Source organism: Pseudomonas sp. GW821-FHT07G10 (assembly GCF_059418545.1).
Genome location: NZ_JBWKQB010000021.1, coordinates 99,576 through 116,046 on the forward strand (window position 1 = coordinate 99,576; position 16,471 = coordinate 116,046).

At 58.0% G+C, this 16,471-nt stretch carries 21 protein-coding genes and 1 pseudogene; 6 read left to right on the top strand and 16 right to left on the bottom strand.

Annotated elements, in window-relative coordinates; all coding sequences use genetic code 11:
- Positions 1-21: 21 nt before the first annotated feature.
- Positions 22-471: a YcgN family cysteine cluster protein gene (locus tag AC07O1_RS21605; RefSeq protein WP_419115042.1), complete on the bottom strand. Its 450-nt coding sequence runs from the start codon at positions 469-471 to the stop codon at positions 22-24.
- Between the two features lie 277 nt (positions 472-748).
- Between AC07O1_RS21605 and AC07O1_RS21610 the strand changes: the two genes are divergently transcribed.
- Entirely contained in the window at positions 749-1,342 is a 594-nt protein-coding gene (locus tag AC07O1_RS21610; protein WP_494994576.1) for a nitroreductase family protein, read from the top strand.
- Positions 1,343-1,467: 125 nt separating this feature from the next.
- On the opposite strand, the gene AC07O1_RS21615 is transcribed toward AC07O1_RS21610, so the two are convergent.
- The 6 genes from AC07O1_RS21615 to cynR form a co-directional block, all read right to left on the bottom strand.
- Positions 1,468-2,400 carry a D-2-hydroxyacid dehydrogenase gene (locus tag AC07O1_RS21615; protein ID WP_495090049.1) on the bottom strand — a complete coding sequence of 311 codons (933 nt, stop codon included), beginning with the start codon at positions 2,398-2,400 and terminating at the stop codon, positions 1,468-1,470.
- A 125-nt stretch (positions 2,401-2,525) separates the two neighbouring features.
- Positions 2,526-2,819 carry a YcgL domain-containing protein gene (locus tag AC07O1_RS21620; RefSeq protein WP_494994574.1) on the bottom strand — a complete coding sequence of 98 codons (294 nt, stop codon included), beginning with the start codon at positions 2,817-2,819 and terminating at the stop codon, positions 2,526-2,528.
- Positions 2,816-3,949: a ribonuclease D gene (gene rnd / locus AC07O1_RS21625; protein ID WP_495090050.1), complete on the bottom strand. Its 1,134-nt coding sequence runs from the start codon at positions 3,947-3,949 to the stop codon at positions 2,816-2,818. The genes AC07O1_RS21620 and rnd overlap by 4 nt, the downstream gene beginning before the upstream one ends.
- Before the next feature lie 123 nt (positions 3,950-4,072).
- Positions 4,073-4,759 (bottom strand): class I SAM-dependent methyltransferase, encoded by a 687-nt coding sequence (locus tag AC07O1_RS21630; RefSeq protein WP_495090051.1) that lies wholly within the window; start codon positions 4,757-4,759, stop codon positions 4,073-4,075.
- A 250-nt stretch (positions 4,760-5,009) separates the two neighbouring features.
- Positions 5,010-6,392 carry a glutamine synthetase family protein gene (locus AC07O1_RS21635; protein ID WP_495090052.1) on the bottom strand — a complete coding sequence of 461 codons (1,383 nt, stop codon included), beginning with the start codon at positions 6,390-6,392 and terminating at the stop codon, positions 5,010-5,012.
- Between the two features lie 362 nt (positions 6,393-6,754).
- Positions 6,755-7,636 carry a transcriptional regulator CynR gene (gene cynR / locus AC07O1_RS21640; protein ID WP_494994570.1) on the bottom strand — a complete coding sequence of 294 codons (882 nt, stop codon included), beginning with the start codon at positions 7,634-7,636 and terminating at the stop codon, positions 6,755-6,757.
- Positions 7,637-7,744: 108 nt separating this feature from the next.
- Here cynR and AC07O1_RS21645 point away from each other — a divergent pair, with 108 nt between their 5' ends.
- From AC07O1_RS21645 to AC07O1_RS21660, 4 genes are all read left to right on the top strand, one after another.
- Entirely contained in the window at positions 7,745-8,404 is a 660-nt protein-coding gene (locus AC07O1_RS21645) for a carbonic anhydrase (protein WP_495090053.1), read from the top strand.
- Between the two features lie 35 nt (positions 8,405-8,439).
- Entirely contained in the window at positions 8,440-8,910 is a 471-nt protein-coding gene (gene cynS / locus AC07O1_RS21650; protein WP_494994568.1) for a cyanase, read from the top strand.
- A 168-nt stretch (positions 8,911-9,078) separates the two neighbouring features.
- Positions 9,079-9,990, top strand: coding sequence for a DMT family transporter (locus AC07O1_RS21655; RefSeq protein ID WP_494994567.1), 912 nt, complete (start codon positions 9,079-9,081; stop codon positions 9,988-9,990).
- 159 nt (positions 9,991-10,149) lie between these two features.
- The gene (locus tag AC07O1_RS21660) at positions 10,150-11,085 is read left to right on the top strand and encodes a LysR family transcriptional regulator (protein WP_495090054.1); all 936 of its coding nucleotides are present in this window, start codon (positions 10,150-10,152) and stop codon (positions 11,083-11,085) included.
- 17 nt (positions 11,086-11,102) lie between these two features.
- Here the strand turns inward: AC07O1_RS21660 and AC07O1_RS21665 are convergent, their stop codons facing one another.
- The 8 genes and pseudogenes from AC07O1_RS21665 to AC07O1_RS21700 form a co-directional block, all read right to left on the bottom strand.
- The gene (locus AC07O1_RS21665; RefSeq protein ID WP_495011593.1) at positions 11,103-11,468 is read right to left on the bottom strand and encodes a 5-carboxymethyl-2-hydroxymuconate Delta-isomerase; all 366 of its coding nucleotides are present in this window, start codon (positions 11,466-11,468) and stop codon (positions 11,103-11,105) included.
- Between the two features lie 81 nt (positions 11,469-11,549).
- Entirely contained in the window at positions 11,550-11,681 is a 132-nt protein-coding gene (locus AC07O1_RS21670) for a hypothetical protein (RefSeq protein WP_495090055.1), read from the bottom strand.
- A gap of 96 nt (positions 11,682-11,777) precedes the next feature.
- A complete protein-coding gene (locus AC07O1_RS21675) occupies positions 11,778-12,716 on the bottom strand; it encodes a LysR family transcriptional regulator (RefSeq protein ID WP_494994564.1) in 939 nt (312 codons plus the stop codon).
- Positions 12,717-12,839: 123 nt separating this feature from the next.
- On the bottom strand, positions 12,840-13,295 hold the full coding sequence (locus AC07O1_RS21680) for a hypothetical protein (protein WP_495090056.1): 456 nt from the start codon (positions 13,293-13,295) through the stop codon (positions 12,840-12,842).
- The gene (locus AC07O1_RS21685; protein ID WP_495090063.1) at positions 13,292-13,384 is read right to left on the bottom strand and encodes a hypothetical protein; all 93 of its coding nucleotides are present in this window, start codon (positions 13,382-13,384) and stop codon (positions 13,292-13,294) included. The genes AC07O1_RS21680 and AC07O1_RS21685 overlap by 4 nt, the downstream gene beginning before the upstream one ends.
- An 85-nt stretch (positions 13,385-13,469) precedes the next feature.
- Positions 13,470-13,865: a GtrA family protein gene (locus AC07O1_RS21690; protein ID WP_495090057.1), complete on the bottom strand. Its 396-nt coding sequence runs from the start codon at positions 13,863-13,865 to the stop codon at positions 13,470-13,472.
- 28 nt (positions 13,866-13,893) lie between these two features.
- Entirely contained in the window at positions 13,894-14,604 is a 711-nt protein-coding gene (locus AC07O1_RS21695) for a class I SAM-dependent methyltransferase (protein ID WP_495090058.1), read from the bottom strand.
- A 2-nt stretch (positions 14,605-14,606) separates the two neighbouring features.
- A pseudogene (locus AC07O1_RS21700) lies at positions 14,607-15,556 on the bottom strand (glycosyltransferase family 2 protein).
- Positions 15,557-15,864: 308 nt separating this feature from the next.
- Here AC07O1_RS21700 and AC07O1_RS21705 point away from each other — a divergent pair.
- Positions 15,865-16,056: a YegP family protein gene (locus tag AC07O1_RS21705; RefSeq protein WP_494994560.1), complete on the top strand. Its 192-nt coding sequence runs from the start codon at positions 15,865-15,867 to the stop codon at positions 16,054-16,056.
- 116 nt (positions 16,057-16,172) lie between these two features.
- Here AC07O1_RS21705 and AC07O1_RS21710 read toward each other — a convergent pair.
- Positions 16,173-16,471, bottom strand: a 299-nt coding sequence (locus AC07O1_RS21710) for a hypothetical protein (RefSeq protein WP_495090059.1), incomplete at its 5' end; no start/stop codon positions are given.

Consider the following 16,471-nt stretch of genomic DNA (forward strand, 5'->3'; position numbering starts at 1 on the left):
AATGCTTGACCCGCTCGGCCCTCAACCCGCACGGAAGATCAAGTGATCTTCCCAATCCTCTTCGGCCACGCTGCCTTCGGCCAGCATGCGCCCGGATTGGGAAATCCGCTCGTGGTGAACCGCATCGCGATCACCGCAAACCAGATGGTGCCAGAGCGGCAAGTCCTTGCCCTCGCTGACCAAACGATACCCGCAAGTCGGCGGCAGCCATTTGAACTGGTCAGCCTTGCCCGGCGTGAGCTGGATGCAATCGGGCACCGAATCGCGACGATTGGTGTAATCGGTGCACTGGCAGGTTTTCAGGTCCAGCAGTTTGCAGGCAATCCGCGTGTAATAGACGCTGTTGTCTTCCTCGTCTTCAAGCTTTTGCAGGCAGCACAGACCACAGCCATCGCACAACGACTCCCACTCCTCTTGATCGAGTTGTTCGAGGGTTTTGCGTATCCAGAAAGGTTCGACTTTGGCGGCCATGGTTCAAGCATCGGTATCAGCGAGTGAAAAGGCCGCCAGTCTAGTGTGCGAGGGCTCTGGGGCCAAGCGATTGCGACTGCCGGTAGAACAGGACTTGTCAGTTCTTGCGCCGCGAAGTAGCTTTGCGAGTCGAAAGAAGCCATGCACAAGTGCCATCAACGCTCGACCGCGTTGCACTCAGGTTAGCTGCCACACTTCAGAAAACCATATCTGCTCAGTTAACTGCGCCCGCCGGTTTTTTCAACCTTTGATTCTCAAACGTAGTCAGGAACTCTTCATGAGCGCTAACCCACGCGTTGCCGAATATGCCATCCACCCACAGTTCACTGACCGCTGGTCTCCCCGCGCCTTCACTGGTGAAAGCATCCCGCAAGAAACCCTGCTGAGCTTTTTCGAAGCCGCGCGCTGGGCACCTTCGGCCTACAACTCGCAGCCTTGGCGCTTTCTCTACGCGCGTCGCGACACGCCAAACTGGGAGCGCTACCTGGGCCTGTTGAATGAATTCAACCGCAGCTGGGCACAACACGCCTCGGCGCTGGTGATCGTGATTTCGAAAACCACCTTCACGGCACCAGGCGCCGAAGAGGAAACTCCGGCGCTGTGGCACACCTTTGACACCGGCTCGGCCTGGGGCCATCTGGCGCTGCAAGCCAGCCTCAGCGGCTGGCACACTCACGGTATGGCCGGTTTCGATCAGGAGCTGACCCGCAAGGAACTGAATATTCCTGAAGGCTACGCGCTGCACGCCGCGGTGGCGATCGGCAAACTGGGGGACAAAGCGACCCTGGCCGAATACCTGCAAGCCCGCGAAACCCCAAGCCCGCGCCGCCCGCTGAGCGAGCTGGCGGCGGAGGGTGATTTCAGTTTGTAAGCCACACTGCAAAACCAAATGTGGGAGCGAGCTTGCTCGCGATGGCGGCGTGACAGTCAACAGTGATGCTGAATGTGATGGCCCCATCGCGAGCAAGCTCGCTCCCACAGTTGATCACCGCGACTTCAATACCCGCGATTGAAATCCACTTCTCCGCGCAACGCCGTATCAGCCTGATACGCCCGCAGATTCTCGATAAACAACTGCACCATCATCGGCGGTGAAGTCGGCGCCGAACTGTGTCCGGTCAGCAGCAAGCCCCAGGCGGTCCAGAACGGGTGACGTTGCGGCAACGGTTCCTGACGGCAGACGTCGATCACCGCCCCCGCCAGATGCCCTTCCTTCAACGCCTCGACCAGATCCGCATCGACCACCGCCACACCGCGCCCGACGTTAATGAACAACCCGGTCGGCTTGAACTGCTTGAACAGCGCCGCGTCGTACAGATCATGGGTGTCGGGCGTGTTGGGCAGGAGATTGACCACGTAATCGACCTCCCCTACGAGACGGCCCAAATCCTCCAGTCCGGCGACTTCAATAAACGGCGCTTGCTCTCGAGCCTCGCTGGCGATGCCATACAACTGGACGCCGAACGGCACCAGGAACTGCGCCACGCTACTGCCGATATCGCCGGTGCCGACGATCAACACCTTGCGTCCCGCCAGGCTCTGAGCCAAGCGGCTGTCCCACTTGCGCTCGACCTGGCTGACCAGTCGTGCCAATACTTCGCGCTCATGGCCAAGCATATAAGTCAGCACGTATTCAGCCATGACCTGGCCGAAAATGCCCACTGCCCGCGTCAGTCGGTAATGCCGAGGCAAGCCCTCGGCGAGCAACGGGGTGATCCCGGCCCAGGTCGATTGCAGCCACTGCGGCTCGTGGCCCTGACGCAACAGGGTTGCCAGCAGGTCCGGTTGACCAAGCCAGATCGGGCAATCAGCGGCAAGGCTCGCAAGCTCGGCGGAGTCACCACTGGTGAGCACTTCCAGGTCAGGAGCAGCCTGACGCAACAATTGGGCGTAAAGAGCGTGGTCGTGTTCAGCAATCAGAACGCGCATGGTTCAAACCTTTCAAAAACAGTGCAGGAGGTCGTCGATGGTTTTTTCCCATCGTCAACGGCCACCGCCAGATTATTCAGTTCAATTTATAAGAGTGCTCTGGACAGAGCACTCGGACCAGTCCGTCAGACCGGATCATTACGCCGTAGCAATTCTTCAGGCAAATGTTCGATGTACTCGTCTTCGGCCGGTGGCATTTGCAGGTGATAGCCCTGCTTGTCGAGATTCTCCAGTACCACGTTGATGTCCTCGCGGGACAACTTGCGCTCAGGGCTGAGTACCAGATCGAAGGCATGGTGCGGTTTGCCGAAAGCCAACAGCAGGTTTTCCGGAACACGCTCCAGTGCGTCGCTTTTCAGCACGTAGAGGTACATCTCGTTTTTGCGCAGGCTTCGGTAGATGGAGCAAATACGTTTCAAGGCTGTTCTCCGGCGGTGGCCAGGCTGTCGAGCAATGCCTGGCCCATCAATTCGCGGCGCCAGCCACGCAATGAATCAGGCAATTGGTAAGGGCCCTCGGGGAAGCCGCTTTTGAGCAGGGCCTCCAGGGTTTTCTTGCGCAGCATTAATTCCGGCGCCATCTCCAGGCGTTCAGCTTCAGCCTGACCGAGCGCTCGCAAACGCTTGATCAGTGCCGCGGCCTCAACCGGCAACGGCTCGGGCACCACGGGTGGCCATTGATCAGGGGATACACTGCCAGACCGCTTGATCAGTTCAAGCAGAAACTCACCATCCTGACGCACGGTACGCGGGTGCATGTCTTCGATTTTTGCCAGCGCTGCGAGGTTGTCCGGCTGAGTCCGGGCCAATGGCCACAACGAGTGTTCACGGATAATCCGGTTACGCGGCAGGTCGCGAGCGCGGGCTTCACGCTCACGCCAGGCGCAGAGCTCGCGCAGCACGGCCAACTGGGCTCGGGAGAGTTTCCAGGCCAGTTTGGCCTCGCGATAGACCTCGTACGGGTCGACTTCGCGGCGCAGATTGGCCACCAGTTCAGCACCGTCCTCCAGCACCCAGGCGTACTTGTCGTCAGACAATTTGGGGCGCAGGCGGATGTAAACCTCAGCCAGATGCAAAGCATCTTCCGCGGCGTAGCTGATTTGGGTTTCAGACAACGGGCGTTGCAACCAGTCCGAACGGGTCTCGCCCTTGGGCAGATCAATGTCCAGCACTTCCTGGACCAGACGCGAATAGCCCATGGAGAAACCCAGATTCAGATAAGCAGCGGCCAATTGCGTATCGAACAGCGGCGCCGGCAGGCTGCCGGTCAGACGCAGCAATACTTCCAGGTCTTCGCTGCAGGCGTGTAGAACCTTGATCACCGCCGGGTTTTCCAGCAATGCGGCCAAGGGTTGCCAGTTGTCGATCGTCAAAGGATCAATCAGGTAAGCGCGCACGCCATCGCCAATCTGAAGCAGCCCGGCGATCGGATAAAAAGTGTCGACCCGCATGAATTCGGTGTCGAGGGCAACGAATGGCAGTTGCTGCCACTCGGCGCAAAACTGACCGAGGCTATCGTTGTCGCGAATCCAGTGAATATCGATGGCCACACGGCTCTCCCTTGAAGAATGGCGCGCAGTATATAACGCGCCCGGCGATTTCCGAGCATCCACTGCAGAAGTGCGTGTGGGAAAACATTTGTCGGACTACCAGAATAGTCCTACAGATCAGCACTAGCTGCCTTTGCGCAGTACGTAAACCCGCGACAGGGCACAGCCAGGTATGAAGTTTTGATAACCGAGAATCTCGAAGCCCGTCTGTCTGAACTCACTCTCTACCTGAGTTCTACTGGCCAGCGGGTACTTCGCAACGCCTGCCGACGACGGCTCGTCAGCCCCCTGCCCCAGACCTCGCCGAACTTTGAAGCCGACGTCGACCCCCACCGAAACGATCACGGTGTCACGGCTGACACGGTGAAATTCACGCAGCAGCAGCAGTCGGTGCTCACTGCTGACAATGTGTTGAAACAACTGCATGCAGAAAATGCAGTCCACCGCATTGGACGGCAGACCGATGGTGAATGCCGAGCCCTGGAAGGTTTTGACCCGTTTGAGCAGGCCTGGCGAGTGATGGGTCTGGGCATGGTTGAGCATGTCCTGAGAGTTGTCCGTCGCCAGGATTACCCGATTGGCACGCTCGGCCAGCACCGACCAGAAACGCCCGGCACCGCAAGCCACATCGAGAACCAGCCCGGGCTCGCCCGCCGCTTTGAGGGCGCGCCGCACCAACTGCTCATCTCGCCAAAGCGAAAGTCGCCGGGCCAACCCGGTCGGCCGTGTCTCCAGGCAAACTTGAGCGTGCTCCTGGTCGTAACGCCTGGCGAACTCAAGCTCGATGGAGGATGGGGGCTGCGATGACATGACTCGCGAACTCTTAAAAAGGGATCTACTGGCGACAGATTAACGGCTGGCGCGTGAAAAAAAGGTCGAACGGTGGTGAAGACCTTACTGAGTAGTCACAACTGCGTCGATCACAAGGACCGTCAATGAAGACAAGCCTTGGTAGTTGACCAAACCTCAGGCAGCCAGCGATCAACTTTTCGTGCAAAACCAGCCCGCAAATAGTCAATCAATGGCTAATTGCCAAAACCGTCGCCAGAACCCGGGAACTTCAGGCCTGGTGCAAATACCAACGCCAGTCCTGCTCCCCCACTTCCCCCATGAACTGACGGTACTCAGCACGTTTGACCGCCAGATATACCCCAAGAAACCCGGCACCGAATGCATCCCGAGCCCAGGAGGAGCCTTCCAGTGCGCGCAAGGTGGTCAGCCAGTCCGTAGGCAGCAGCTCTTTGGCCTGAGCGTAACCATTGCCTTCAACCGGCGCACCAGGGTCGCACCGCTCACGAATTCCCCGATGAATGCCCGCCAGAATCGCAGCTGCCGCCAGATACGGGTTGGCATCGGCACCGCAGATGCGGTGTTCGATATGCCGGGAAAATGCCGGGCCGCCAGGCACTCGCAAACTCACAGTGCGGTTGTCCACACCCCAGGTAGCGGCCAGCGGCGCGTAGCTGTTGGTCTGGAAACGTCGATAAGAGTTGGCATTCGGACAAAACATCAGCAACGAATCAAGCATGGTACTGAGCATGCCGCCGACCGCTTGCCTGAGCAGCGGCGTGCCGTCGGGTGCTTCGCTGGCGAACAGGTTGTTGCCATCCTTGTCCGCCAGACTGACGTGCATGTGCATGCCGGTGCCGGCCAGGTTATCGAACGGCTTGGCCATGAAACAGGCGGTCATTCCATGCCTGTGCGCCACGCCCTTGACCAGACGCTTGTAACGCACCGCTTCATCCATTGCCTGCAAGGCATCGCTGCGATGTTCAAGGGTGATTTCCACCTGCCCCGGCGCGTACTCGGAAATTGCCGTGCGCGCCGCAATGCCCTGAAGTTTGCAGGCGTTATACAGATCCGCGAGGAATGGCTCGATCTGCTCCAGCTCACGCAAGCCATAGACCTGTGTCGCCAGCGGCCGGCCACCATCGACATCCCGCGCAGGTTGCGGGCGACCGTTGCTGTCGCGTTGGCGATCAAGCAGATAAAACTCCAGCTCCGCCGCCATCACCGGATAGTAGCCATCGGCTTTGAGCGCATCGATCACCTTGACCAGCAAGTGCCGCGGATCAGCCACCGTCGCGGGCATCCCCTCTTGCGGATGCATGCTGACCTGCACCGCTGCCGTGGGGATCTGCCGCCATGGCATGCGCTGCAAACTGCCGCTCAGCGGATACGCCCGGCAATCGATATCGCCAACCTCCCAAACCAGCCCGGAGTTTTCCACGTCGTCGCCATTGATGGTCAACCCGAGGATGGTGCTCGGCAGCGGCCGTCCGCTTTCATAGACCGCCAACAGTTCATCGCGATGCAGCAACTTGCCCCTTGGCACTCCGTTGTTATCGAGGATGAACAGCTCGAACATCTCGATATCCGGGTTGTGCTCAAGAAAAGTCAGGGCTTCTTGCTTTGAGGCAAAGGGGGTCGTGGCAAAACTCATGGGAACTCTCGTATTTCCGCGTCAGGCGAACGCACAGGCGCCGCCGGTTCGATCCACCGCACAGGGCGAACCATATGAAGACTTAACGGGAAATGCAGGTATCCGGTGGGCGCGCGTGGCGACAGTGCCATAGCGCCCAAAAGGCCAGTTCAGAAGGGAGTGCAGACAAGCTCGGCGCGGTGGCAGGGGTGAATCGACGACGGGGCTGAAGGCTTGACGCGCGGGCGCCAGGCGAAGCCTCGTGTTTGATATCAACTGACCAACCGTCCATAGGGATAACCGCAGAAAACAGGTGTCGAGCAGCGTCACACGGGCAGATAAGCCGTTAAATCCAGACTTGACGAAGTGTGGTTGCAGATTGACTAAACATTCCCCCGCTGTTCGACCAACTCGACAAACGCCCCACACGCGGCACTTCGGTAAGCGCCCTTGCGACTGAGCAGTGCCACGGTGCGTTGCAGCAACTCGGGATCAAGTGCCAGCGACTGCAATCCCGTCTGCTCGTGGGCGATGGCTTGCGGGAGAATGGTCGCCAGCTGGCTGCGGCGCACGATTTCGATTATCGCGCTGATGGAGTTGGCTTCAATGGCGATGCGTGGCGCGATGTTTTGCTCACGGCAGTACCGGTCGATGTGCTGGCGGGTGGCAAAGTCACCACTGAGCAAGACCAGCGCCTGCTCACCCAGAGCGTGAGCACTCAGCGACTGTTGCCCGGCAAACCCCGGATGCGCATCACTGACCACCAGGCTCAAGGTTTCGGCGAACAGCGACTGAGATTCGATATCGGCCAAATGCTCACCGCTGAATCCAATGCCGATATCCAGGCGGTCTTCGGCCAGCGCCGCCTCTATACGGTCCTGAGTCATTTCCTCAACGCTCAGGTTGATCGCCGGGTAGAGGTTGTTGAAGCGGGTCAGCAACGGGCCGATCAGGTACGCGGTGAAGGTCGGGGTCATCGCCAGACGCAACGCCCCCCGGCTCAGATCCTGCACGTCATGCATCGCCCGCTTGGCCGCCTGTAGATCCTGCAAGGCCTGCCGCGCATAACGCACATAAGCCTCACCGGCGTCTGTCAGGCGCACGCAACGCCCCGAACGGTCGAATAGCGGCGCACCGAGGGAGTCCTCCAGTTGCTTGATCTGCTGCGACAGCGTCGGCTGGGACACATGCAGAGCTTCAGCGGCTCGAGTGAAGTTGCGATGCTCGGCGACCGCAAGCAGGTAACGAATATGGCGTAGCAGCATGGGCGCTCAACTATAGGCCTGACTTATAGAGACAATAATAAGCCAGTCTTGGGCGCTATAACTGAAAACTTTCATCCTTGCCCCATCAGCAACGCAAGGAGAACCACCATGCAAGACATCATCGACGGCTTCCTCAAGTTCCAGCGTGAGGCCTTTGCGCAGCGTAGCGAACTGTTCAAACAACTTGCCACCACACAAAGCCCCGGCACCTTGTTCATCACCTGCTCGGACAGCCGGGTGGTCCCGGAACTGCTGACTCAACAAGAACCTGGCGGCATGTTCGTGATCCGCAACACCGGCAACATCGTCCCTTCCTACGGCCCCGAGCCGGGCGGTGTCTCGGCCACGGTTGAATACGCAGTCGCCGTACTCGGCGTCATTGACATCGTGATCTGCGGCCATTCCGACTGCGGTGCAATGACCGCCATCGCCACCTGCAAATGCCTTGACCACTTACCGGCCGTCGCCAATTGGCTGCGTCACGCCGAGTCGGCCAAGGTGATCAATGCCTCTCGTACCCACGCCTCAGCTGAAGACCGCCTGGATTCGCTGGTACGGGAAAACGTCATTGCCCAACTGGCCAACCTCAAGACTCACCCCTCGGTCGCTCTGGCCCTGGAGCAAGGTCGACTGAGCCTGCACGGCTGGGTCTATGACATTGAAAGCGGTTGCATCGCCGCTCTGGACGGCGCGTCCCAACGCTTCGTTTCTCTCGCCGAACACCCGAAAACCTGCGCGCTGTCTAGCAAATTGCAACGCGCCGCCTAACCCACAGCTCTTGCATCACTAAAGAGGAAATCATCATGCTGCAATCCCAATTCGCTCAAGCTCCACGCCTGGCCCTGGCCGACATCATCATCGACGCCAAGGCACGCAAGAATCTGTCCTGGCAGGACCTGACCGACGGCACGGGCCTGAGCCTGGCTTTCGTGACCGCCGCCCTGCTCGGTCAACACCCGCTGCCGGCTGAAGCAGCCGATGTGGTTTGCGACAAACTCGGCCTGGACCAGGACGCCAGCCGTCTGCTGCAAAGCGTGCCATTGCGCGGCAGCATTCAGGGTGGCATCCCGACCGACCCGACCGTCTACCGCTTCTATGAAATGCTGCAAGTCTACGGTTCGACCCTTAAAGCCCTGGTCCACGAGCAATTTGGCGACGGCATCATCAGCGCCATCAACTTCAAACTGGACATCAAGAAAGTCGAAGACCCGGACGGCGGTTCCCGTGCAGTGATTACCCTGGATGGCAAGTACTTGCCGACCAAGCCATTCTGATAGACCGCCAGGAAGGTTCTATGAACCTTCCTGGCCCTCAGGATGTTCGCCACTACCCCCTCACCTGATTTTTCAATAACCGCAGCAAGTTTTTGATTTGCTACGCTGCCGCATACCCTGCCTAATCACGCTTATCACTCAACGCCTGATGATGGAAAACAATCGAAGATGAAAAGCGTTAGTTTCGCCACCGCCAACGCAGGAATGCTGATCTGGGCGCTGTTGATCGCTGCCTCGTTTTTTGCCGCTGCACAAGTCAGTCAGGCCATCGATCCAATCCTCCTGACCGGCCTGCGACTGCTGTTTTCGGCATTGATGTTTTTGCCGATGCTGCTGTTGAAAGGCACCACCCCTATGACTGCGCGCGGCTTGCTCAGCCACGCAGCCCTTGGATTATTGCTGGCGGTGTATTTCGGTTCGCTGTTCGAAGCCCTGCGCTACACCTCTGCGGTCAATACCGGGACGATGTTCACCCTCGTGCCATTGATGACGCTGCTTTTCGAAGCCTTTCTGATGCCCAACAACAGCGTTAGAAATCGCTTGCTGCCCATGCTGATCGCAGCGGCCGGCGCAGTGCTGCTGATTCTCAAAGGCGCAGGCCCCGGACAGCTGCCTTCGCTCTACGCAGTCCTGGTGTATGGCGTCGGGTGTCTGGCGATGGCCTTTTACTCGCCCCTGAGCCAGCGACTCAAAGACCACAGCCTCAAAGGTCGCGGCCCGGTGGCCATGACCTTCTGGAATATGCTGTTCGGCTCACTGTTTCTGTTTGTCTTCTCCCTGCTCAGCGGCGGCTGGCGCACGGGTTCGCTATTGGCGATCAGTGATTTCTTCTGGCTGGTTTACCTGGCGCTGTTCGCCACACTCGCTACTTTCTGGCTGTTGCATCGGGCAATCGGTGTCATTGCCCCGTCCACGGTGATTTCCTACGTTTACCTGAGCACGCTGTTCATCACCTTGTTCCATTGGTTCTGGCTCAGACAACAACCGCTGCTGATAGAACTGTTTGGCGCACTGCTGGTGGGGATCGGAATGCTCGCGCTGGTCATCTCCAGCCGACGCTCGGAACCTGCAACGGCGTAAGAGCGGGCGATGGAGTGCGCAGGTCGCCTTACCTGCATTTTGTGCCTCACAGCTGACCACGAAATTTCCCACGAGGCATTCTCTTGGGACTATCGTTCCGTTACCCTTTTACTTACGTGTTGCGCTCAATCGGCGCAAGGGGCTCATGAGACGGATCTGATGCTGAACAGCAACTTGCTTAGAAAGCTCGACATGCAGGACCTTATGGTCTTTATCGCTGTTTATGAACAAAGCAGTGTCACCGGCGTGTCCGAAACCCTCTATGTCAGCCAGTCCACGGTCAGCTATTGCCTGAAAAAGCTGCGTACCAGCTTCGAGGACGAGTTGTTCATCAATACCCGAACGGGTATGCGTCCGACCTGCAAAGCCACCACCATGTACGGGCACGTGCTGAAAATTCTTGAAAGCATCAACCTGTGCCATTCCGGTGTTCAGGCCTTCGATCCGACCCAAAAAGCCGTGACGTTCAACATTTGCGCGCCGGAATACTTCGAACTGCTGATACTGCCGCGACTATTGAAAAACTTCGATTTCGCCGACCTGCCGGTGATCGTCAATGTGCAAAAGCTCGAAACCGATATTCCCGCCGATGAACTGCGCGACGGCAGTCTCGACCTGGTGATTTGCTTCGGCCCCAACTTTCACCGCAGCCACAACGACTTCAAATCCCGGATGCTGGTGGAAGATGACCTGGTGTGCGTCTTCGATAAACGCGCGACCCCGCTGGAACCGCGCTTCAGCCTGCAATCGTTTGTCGAGCGTCGTCACGTGTTCCCCACGCCGTGGACGTCCGATACCAACATGGTGGATGGCTGGCTGGCCCACCAGGCGCATAAACGGCAGATTGTCGCGCGGTCCAACAGCTACAGCGCAGCACTCAAGATGATCACCGGCACCGACTTCATCCTGACGCTGCCACGGCGCATTCAAATGCTTCTGGCCAATGACGCAGTCTTCAGCCATTGCGAAGCACCGAATGGCTTGCCGGGATTCACCCTCGACATGCGGTGGAGTGAAGCCAGCGATCAGGACAGCGCCAATACCTGGCTCCGTGAGCAGGTGCTCAAAGTCTGCGTGGAACAAGGCTTGCTCTGAGCCCGGAAGCTCGCCAGTCAGTGGCCGATAGCCGCCTTGGTGTAGGACTCACGATCGATATCCAGAATCTCCACGCACAACTGCACCTCTACATCGGCCGGCCATTCACACAGGTCCTGTAGCACGGCCAACAGGCTTTGCGACAACTGCTTCTTGATCTCGGCCGAACGTCCGCTCAACAGCGCCAGCTTCACATGCACAAAAGCACGTTCGCCCAGTCCGGTACCGACCCGAAATGCCCCCACCTGCACCGCTCGGCTCTTGATATCGAACTCCGCCGTAAACTGCCCGGAAGCCACCAACGCATGGTTGAGTCGCGACAATGCCTTGTCGGCATCGAGCGCTGGCAGGTTGGGGGTGTATTCCATATGCAGGTGAGGCATGGCGGTAATCCTGATCGGGTAAAGGAAAGGTCGTACATATAACACAGGCAAGTCCTGCTCCACCTGAGCGCTTGTTAATGCTCAGGGGCAGCCACTGAGTCGCGCAACGCAAGGCTTTCCCACGCAGCAACCATAATCAGCACCGCCGACCATGCCGGCCTTGCCACTGTCGTGGCTGCTGCGCCCACGCAACAGAGAACGGGAACTGCTCATGGGGTGGATCTCCGGTCAAATCCTGAGGGGTAACGCTACACAGCAAAACAACCCAGCCTCGAGGTATCAAGCAGGTCCCTGCCCATTGCGTTGGCTTCAGAGCGACTTGATGTCCTGTATTTCGGACAAACCGCGTTCGCTCATAAACGCTTCCAGCCGCGAACGCAGCCAGCGCTCGGCCGGGTCGGTATCGACATGACTGAGCCAGACCATGGACAGGTCCAGTGTCGGCGTCTTGAACGGGAACGGTTCGCAGAACAACTGACCTGAAGCGGCCATGGCAGCGGCCGTGTAATCCGGCAGGCTGGCGATCATGTCGGTCCCGGCGAGCAATGCCGGCAAGGAGCTGTATTGCGGTACCGAGAGCACCACCTGGCGTTTACGACCAATTTCCGCCAACCATTCATCCGCGAAACCGCTGACATTGGCCGTGTGAGAAACCAACACATGCGGCCGTGAGCAGTATTCATCCAGGGTCAGCGGGGTTTCAGAAGCGTCCGCGCGCAACACGCTGGGTTGAATATGCCTGAGCAATTTGCGCTTGGCATTAGCCGGCAGGCCGCGGGTCTGGCTGATGCCGACGGTGATGTCGCCGGACGCCAGCAAGTCCGGGATACGCCAGTAATCGACGTGCTGGACGACGAACACCACCTGCGGCGCCTCTTGGCGCAACGCGCGCAACAACGGCGGCAGCAAACCGAATTCGACATCATCGGACAGGCCAATGCGGAAGGTCATGGTGCTGCTGGCGGGATCAAAATCGTGGGTCAGGCTCAGAGCGACCGACAACGAATCCAGCGCCGGCGAGAGATGCTGAATGATCTCCTCGGCCCTTGCCGTCGGCTCCATGCGATGGCCAACCCGGATGAACAGTGGATCGTTGAACATCGTGCGCAAGCGATTGAGTGCCGAACTGATGGTGGGTTGCCCGAGAAACAGCTTCTCCGCCACCCGCGTCACATTGCGCTCGAGCATCAGCGTTTCGAACACGACCATCAGGTTGATGTCCGCCTTGCGCAGTTCGTTACGATTCATCTGCTATCCCCAGTCTCCAAGACTGCGGGCAGTGTAGAAAGGCCTGGGGGTTGGCGTCTACCTGCCTGCGCAGAAGATCACCCAGACCGTCACCGGATCGCGACGCACTTGAGGCGCAGTGCCTCAACGCACGGTCAACGCCTGCAGCCCTATCGCCAGCTTGCGTCCATCCTCGCCCTGTTTCAGCAAGGGTATAAGCTTGAGCGGATTTGTTGCGCTCATCTGGAGGCAGTCTGCGCATTGCTTCCAGCCCGGCGCTAGAATATTCAAACCATCGATTTGGGCCAGAAGATCGGTGTTGGCATCAATGCTGATGGCCGCCTGAAGCAGTGCCCGCTCATCCAGAACATACAGTGAATCCACGTCATACTTCCCGGTGGCAAGGCGATGGGAGCTAGCGTAATCCGCCAGCGCAAGCCAATTGGGCGAGTAATTCTGCGGACGGACCCAGCGAACCTTCTGGTAGTGAGAAGCAGCGCTCTGCCAGAACGGATCAACGAGCGCGGTCTTCCATGCCGATGCTGGCGGCACCATCAGGAAATTACCTGTGCCTGCCCAGCCTGCCCAGGTATCCGTCACCTGTATCTCCATCGCCCCGACGCCCGGAAAACATTCGCGGCAGCCACGACAAACGCGGGCAGAGGATAGTCGAACTCGAAGGGGCCGATACCGACTTTGTTGGAGACCGCGAAGAGTGCTAGCCCCCCATAAGAACAGGCAACAGGGTGATCGCCAGATGCTTTTCAGAAAGCTTCATTGATAAGTCCAAAAGTTATGCAGTACAAAGGTGAAAGCGGGGATGGTCAGCGCTACTGCAGCAATTCCGAGCAGATAATGAAGCCCGGCCATTTGGGCGGCCCAGGCCACCAACATCGCAAGTAAAAAACCTGCGCCCGAGACCATCATGAAGCGCACCAGCGTCCGGCCGTGCAATCGGCTGGAAAAACTCCAGGTGGTATTGATCACATAAGAAGCCACGGTCGCTACAGCGAACGCCGCGCCGTTGGCCAAGGGCGGCAGGGGTAACACATAGTTGATGAACAGTACGGCAATGAGTGCATGAAGGGCCGTGACGAACAATCCGGTCACGGCAAAACGCCGGGCACGTTTGATGAAGGCTGACTTGTCAGTGCCTGTCTCACGGCTCATTGCTTGTCACTCAAGCAGCAGCGCGACGTCACGGCTTCTGCGCCAGACAGAACACCGTCAGACCGGCCAGACGGTTCGCGCCCATGAAGGGAAGCTCGGCACTACACAACATCTTCAACAGCGTATTGACCAGCGGATGATGCCGCTTGAGTTGCGAGCGCGGTGGCGACGGTTGTGTACCTTTTGGCAGCAGCCGCAGGGTTGCCGCAATGGGGAAGACCAGACCGAAGTAGTAAGCTCCGTGCCTGACCGTCAAACCAGCATCCCTGGCCACCGTTTCCAGTTGCGGCAGGGTGTAACGCCGTTTGTGCTCGAGAAAGTCATCGTGCCCGCTCCAGAGAAACTGGAATGCCGGAACCGTCATCAGAAAACGGCTGCCGGACGGAACTTTATCGACGTAGGCCTTGAGCAATCCGACGTCGTCATCGACATGCTCCAGCACGTCCATCAGCAGCACCAGGTCGGCATCGACCGAGTCGATCGAACGACGGTAGTGCAGCGGTTTCCCGGCGATTGTGGCGTCCGAGTCCGCCTCATAGCTAATGTCCACGCACCAGGCCTCACTGGCGAGTGTATGGCTCAGCAGATGATGGGAAAAGAACCCCGAACCGGCGCCCACATCAAGGATCTTGCGGCTCTCTGCGCCCTGAAGCAGGCGGTTCATCGCCGCCGCTTTTGAACAGTAATACCAATGCTGCTCGATGCTTGAACCGAGGATGTCGGTTTCCTTGAGATCCATGCTCAGTCCCTGGCGTTGTAGACGCGACGCACCAGGAAAACCGGGCGGCGTTTTGATTCGATGTAGGTTCTGCCCAGGTACTCGCCCAGCCCCCCGATACCGATCAATTGCAGGCCACCCAGAAAGGTGACGGCAACCATTAGCGAGGCGTAGCCCGGTACATCGATCCCGGTAAACAAGGTCCGCAACACAATGAAAATGGCGAACGAAAAAGAAACCACGGACACGAACGGCCCCAGACAGGTCCAGACCTTGAGCGGGTCGGTGCTGAAACTGGTGATGCCTTCCAGGGCAAAATTCCACAAGCGCCACCCGCTGAATTTGCTTTCACCCGCCACCCGCTCCGGGCGCTCGTAATCGACATGGGTGGTCCGAAACCCAACCCAGGCAAACAAACCTTTCATAAAGCGCCGAGACTCGGGCGGCTCTGCAATGCGTCAACCACACAGCGGCCCATGAGCCGAAAGTAACCGACATTTTTCGGCAGAGGTTGATCAGAGATTTTGTTGTGCAGGCGGTAAAACCAACTGACCGAAGTTTGCTTGGCCCAGGAGTCGTTGTTGCGACCCACACGATGACCCAGCACCACTTCATAGCCCTCACACCAACGGGCGATCTTCTGAAGGATGACTTCCGGTGGATCCTGCAGATCGACGTCGATAGGCACCACGACCTGGCCGGTCGCAGTCTGAAGGCCTGCCGTCAATGCGGCTTCCTTGCCGAAATTGCGGCTCAAATCGATCACTCGAATACGCGGGTCAGTCTTCTGGCGCTCCAGAAGCAGATCCGGCGTGGTATCGGTACTGCCGTCATTGATGAACACCATCTCCAGACCGGCCAGTGCCTCATCCTTGAAGACGTCAGTAATCCGAGCGATGAACAAATCGATGGTGGCCGCTTCATTGAAAGCGGGGATGACGAGCGATAGTTCCAAATGCTCAGCCAGTTGCATTCCGTGCTGATGAGTCAATTGATTGCTCTTTTTTATAGTAATTTTTCTACAATCTGCAGCCGCCGACTGATACTCAGCGCCATGAGCCGAGTCGTATTAAGCAGGAGCGCGGGAGGTGATGCAAGGGCGAAACTGCGGCGGCTTTGGCCATTCGACATGCCGGTACGTCAACGTCAGTTACGCTTTTTGAAATAATTTCAAACTATTAGAAACAAAAACCTGATAGCCAAAAAAATCACCTCCGCTACGCTTGCTTCGATGAGTCACACAGGCTTTCGCAATTAGATCAATCGCATGGAGCGAGCAGTATGTATTTTGAGATTTACAGGCAATCCCAAGGCACCCCAAGTACCGGAACAGGACAATGGCGCTGGCGATTGAGGGCGGGAAATCACGAGATAATCGCCAGCGGCGAATCCTACATCAACAAGGCTGATTGCCTGCACGCAATCGGGCTGATCACAAGCACCCAGAGCGATATCCCGGTGAAGGAAATCTAAACCCGCTGGCCGATGCCGAAACTGTTCAGGAGCAATGAGCCGCTTGGGCATGCTTCGAACAGTCGATGATGCGAGCATGAGCAAACACCGGAAAACGAAAAAGCCCCGTAGCTTATTCAGCTATGGGGCTTTTTCTGTGTATGGCGGAGAGATAGTCCCCCTATAACCTTTCCACGGAACGCCGCTAGCATCCACAAACGAAAGTTAAATCCTAGAAAACACAAGGGCTTAAGCTTACTATCGTCCACTAAAAGCCATTGTCGCTCAGCCAAAGCCAGCCTCCAAAGCATGGTCTGAAGCGTGGTCTGATATCGGAGAGCATTGTGGAAAAGGAACGACGTTGCTTGGTCATCAGACACCTCTATCTGGCGAGCATTCTCGCCTAAATGGGTGTCCGGTTTCATTAGACCACTAC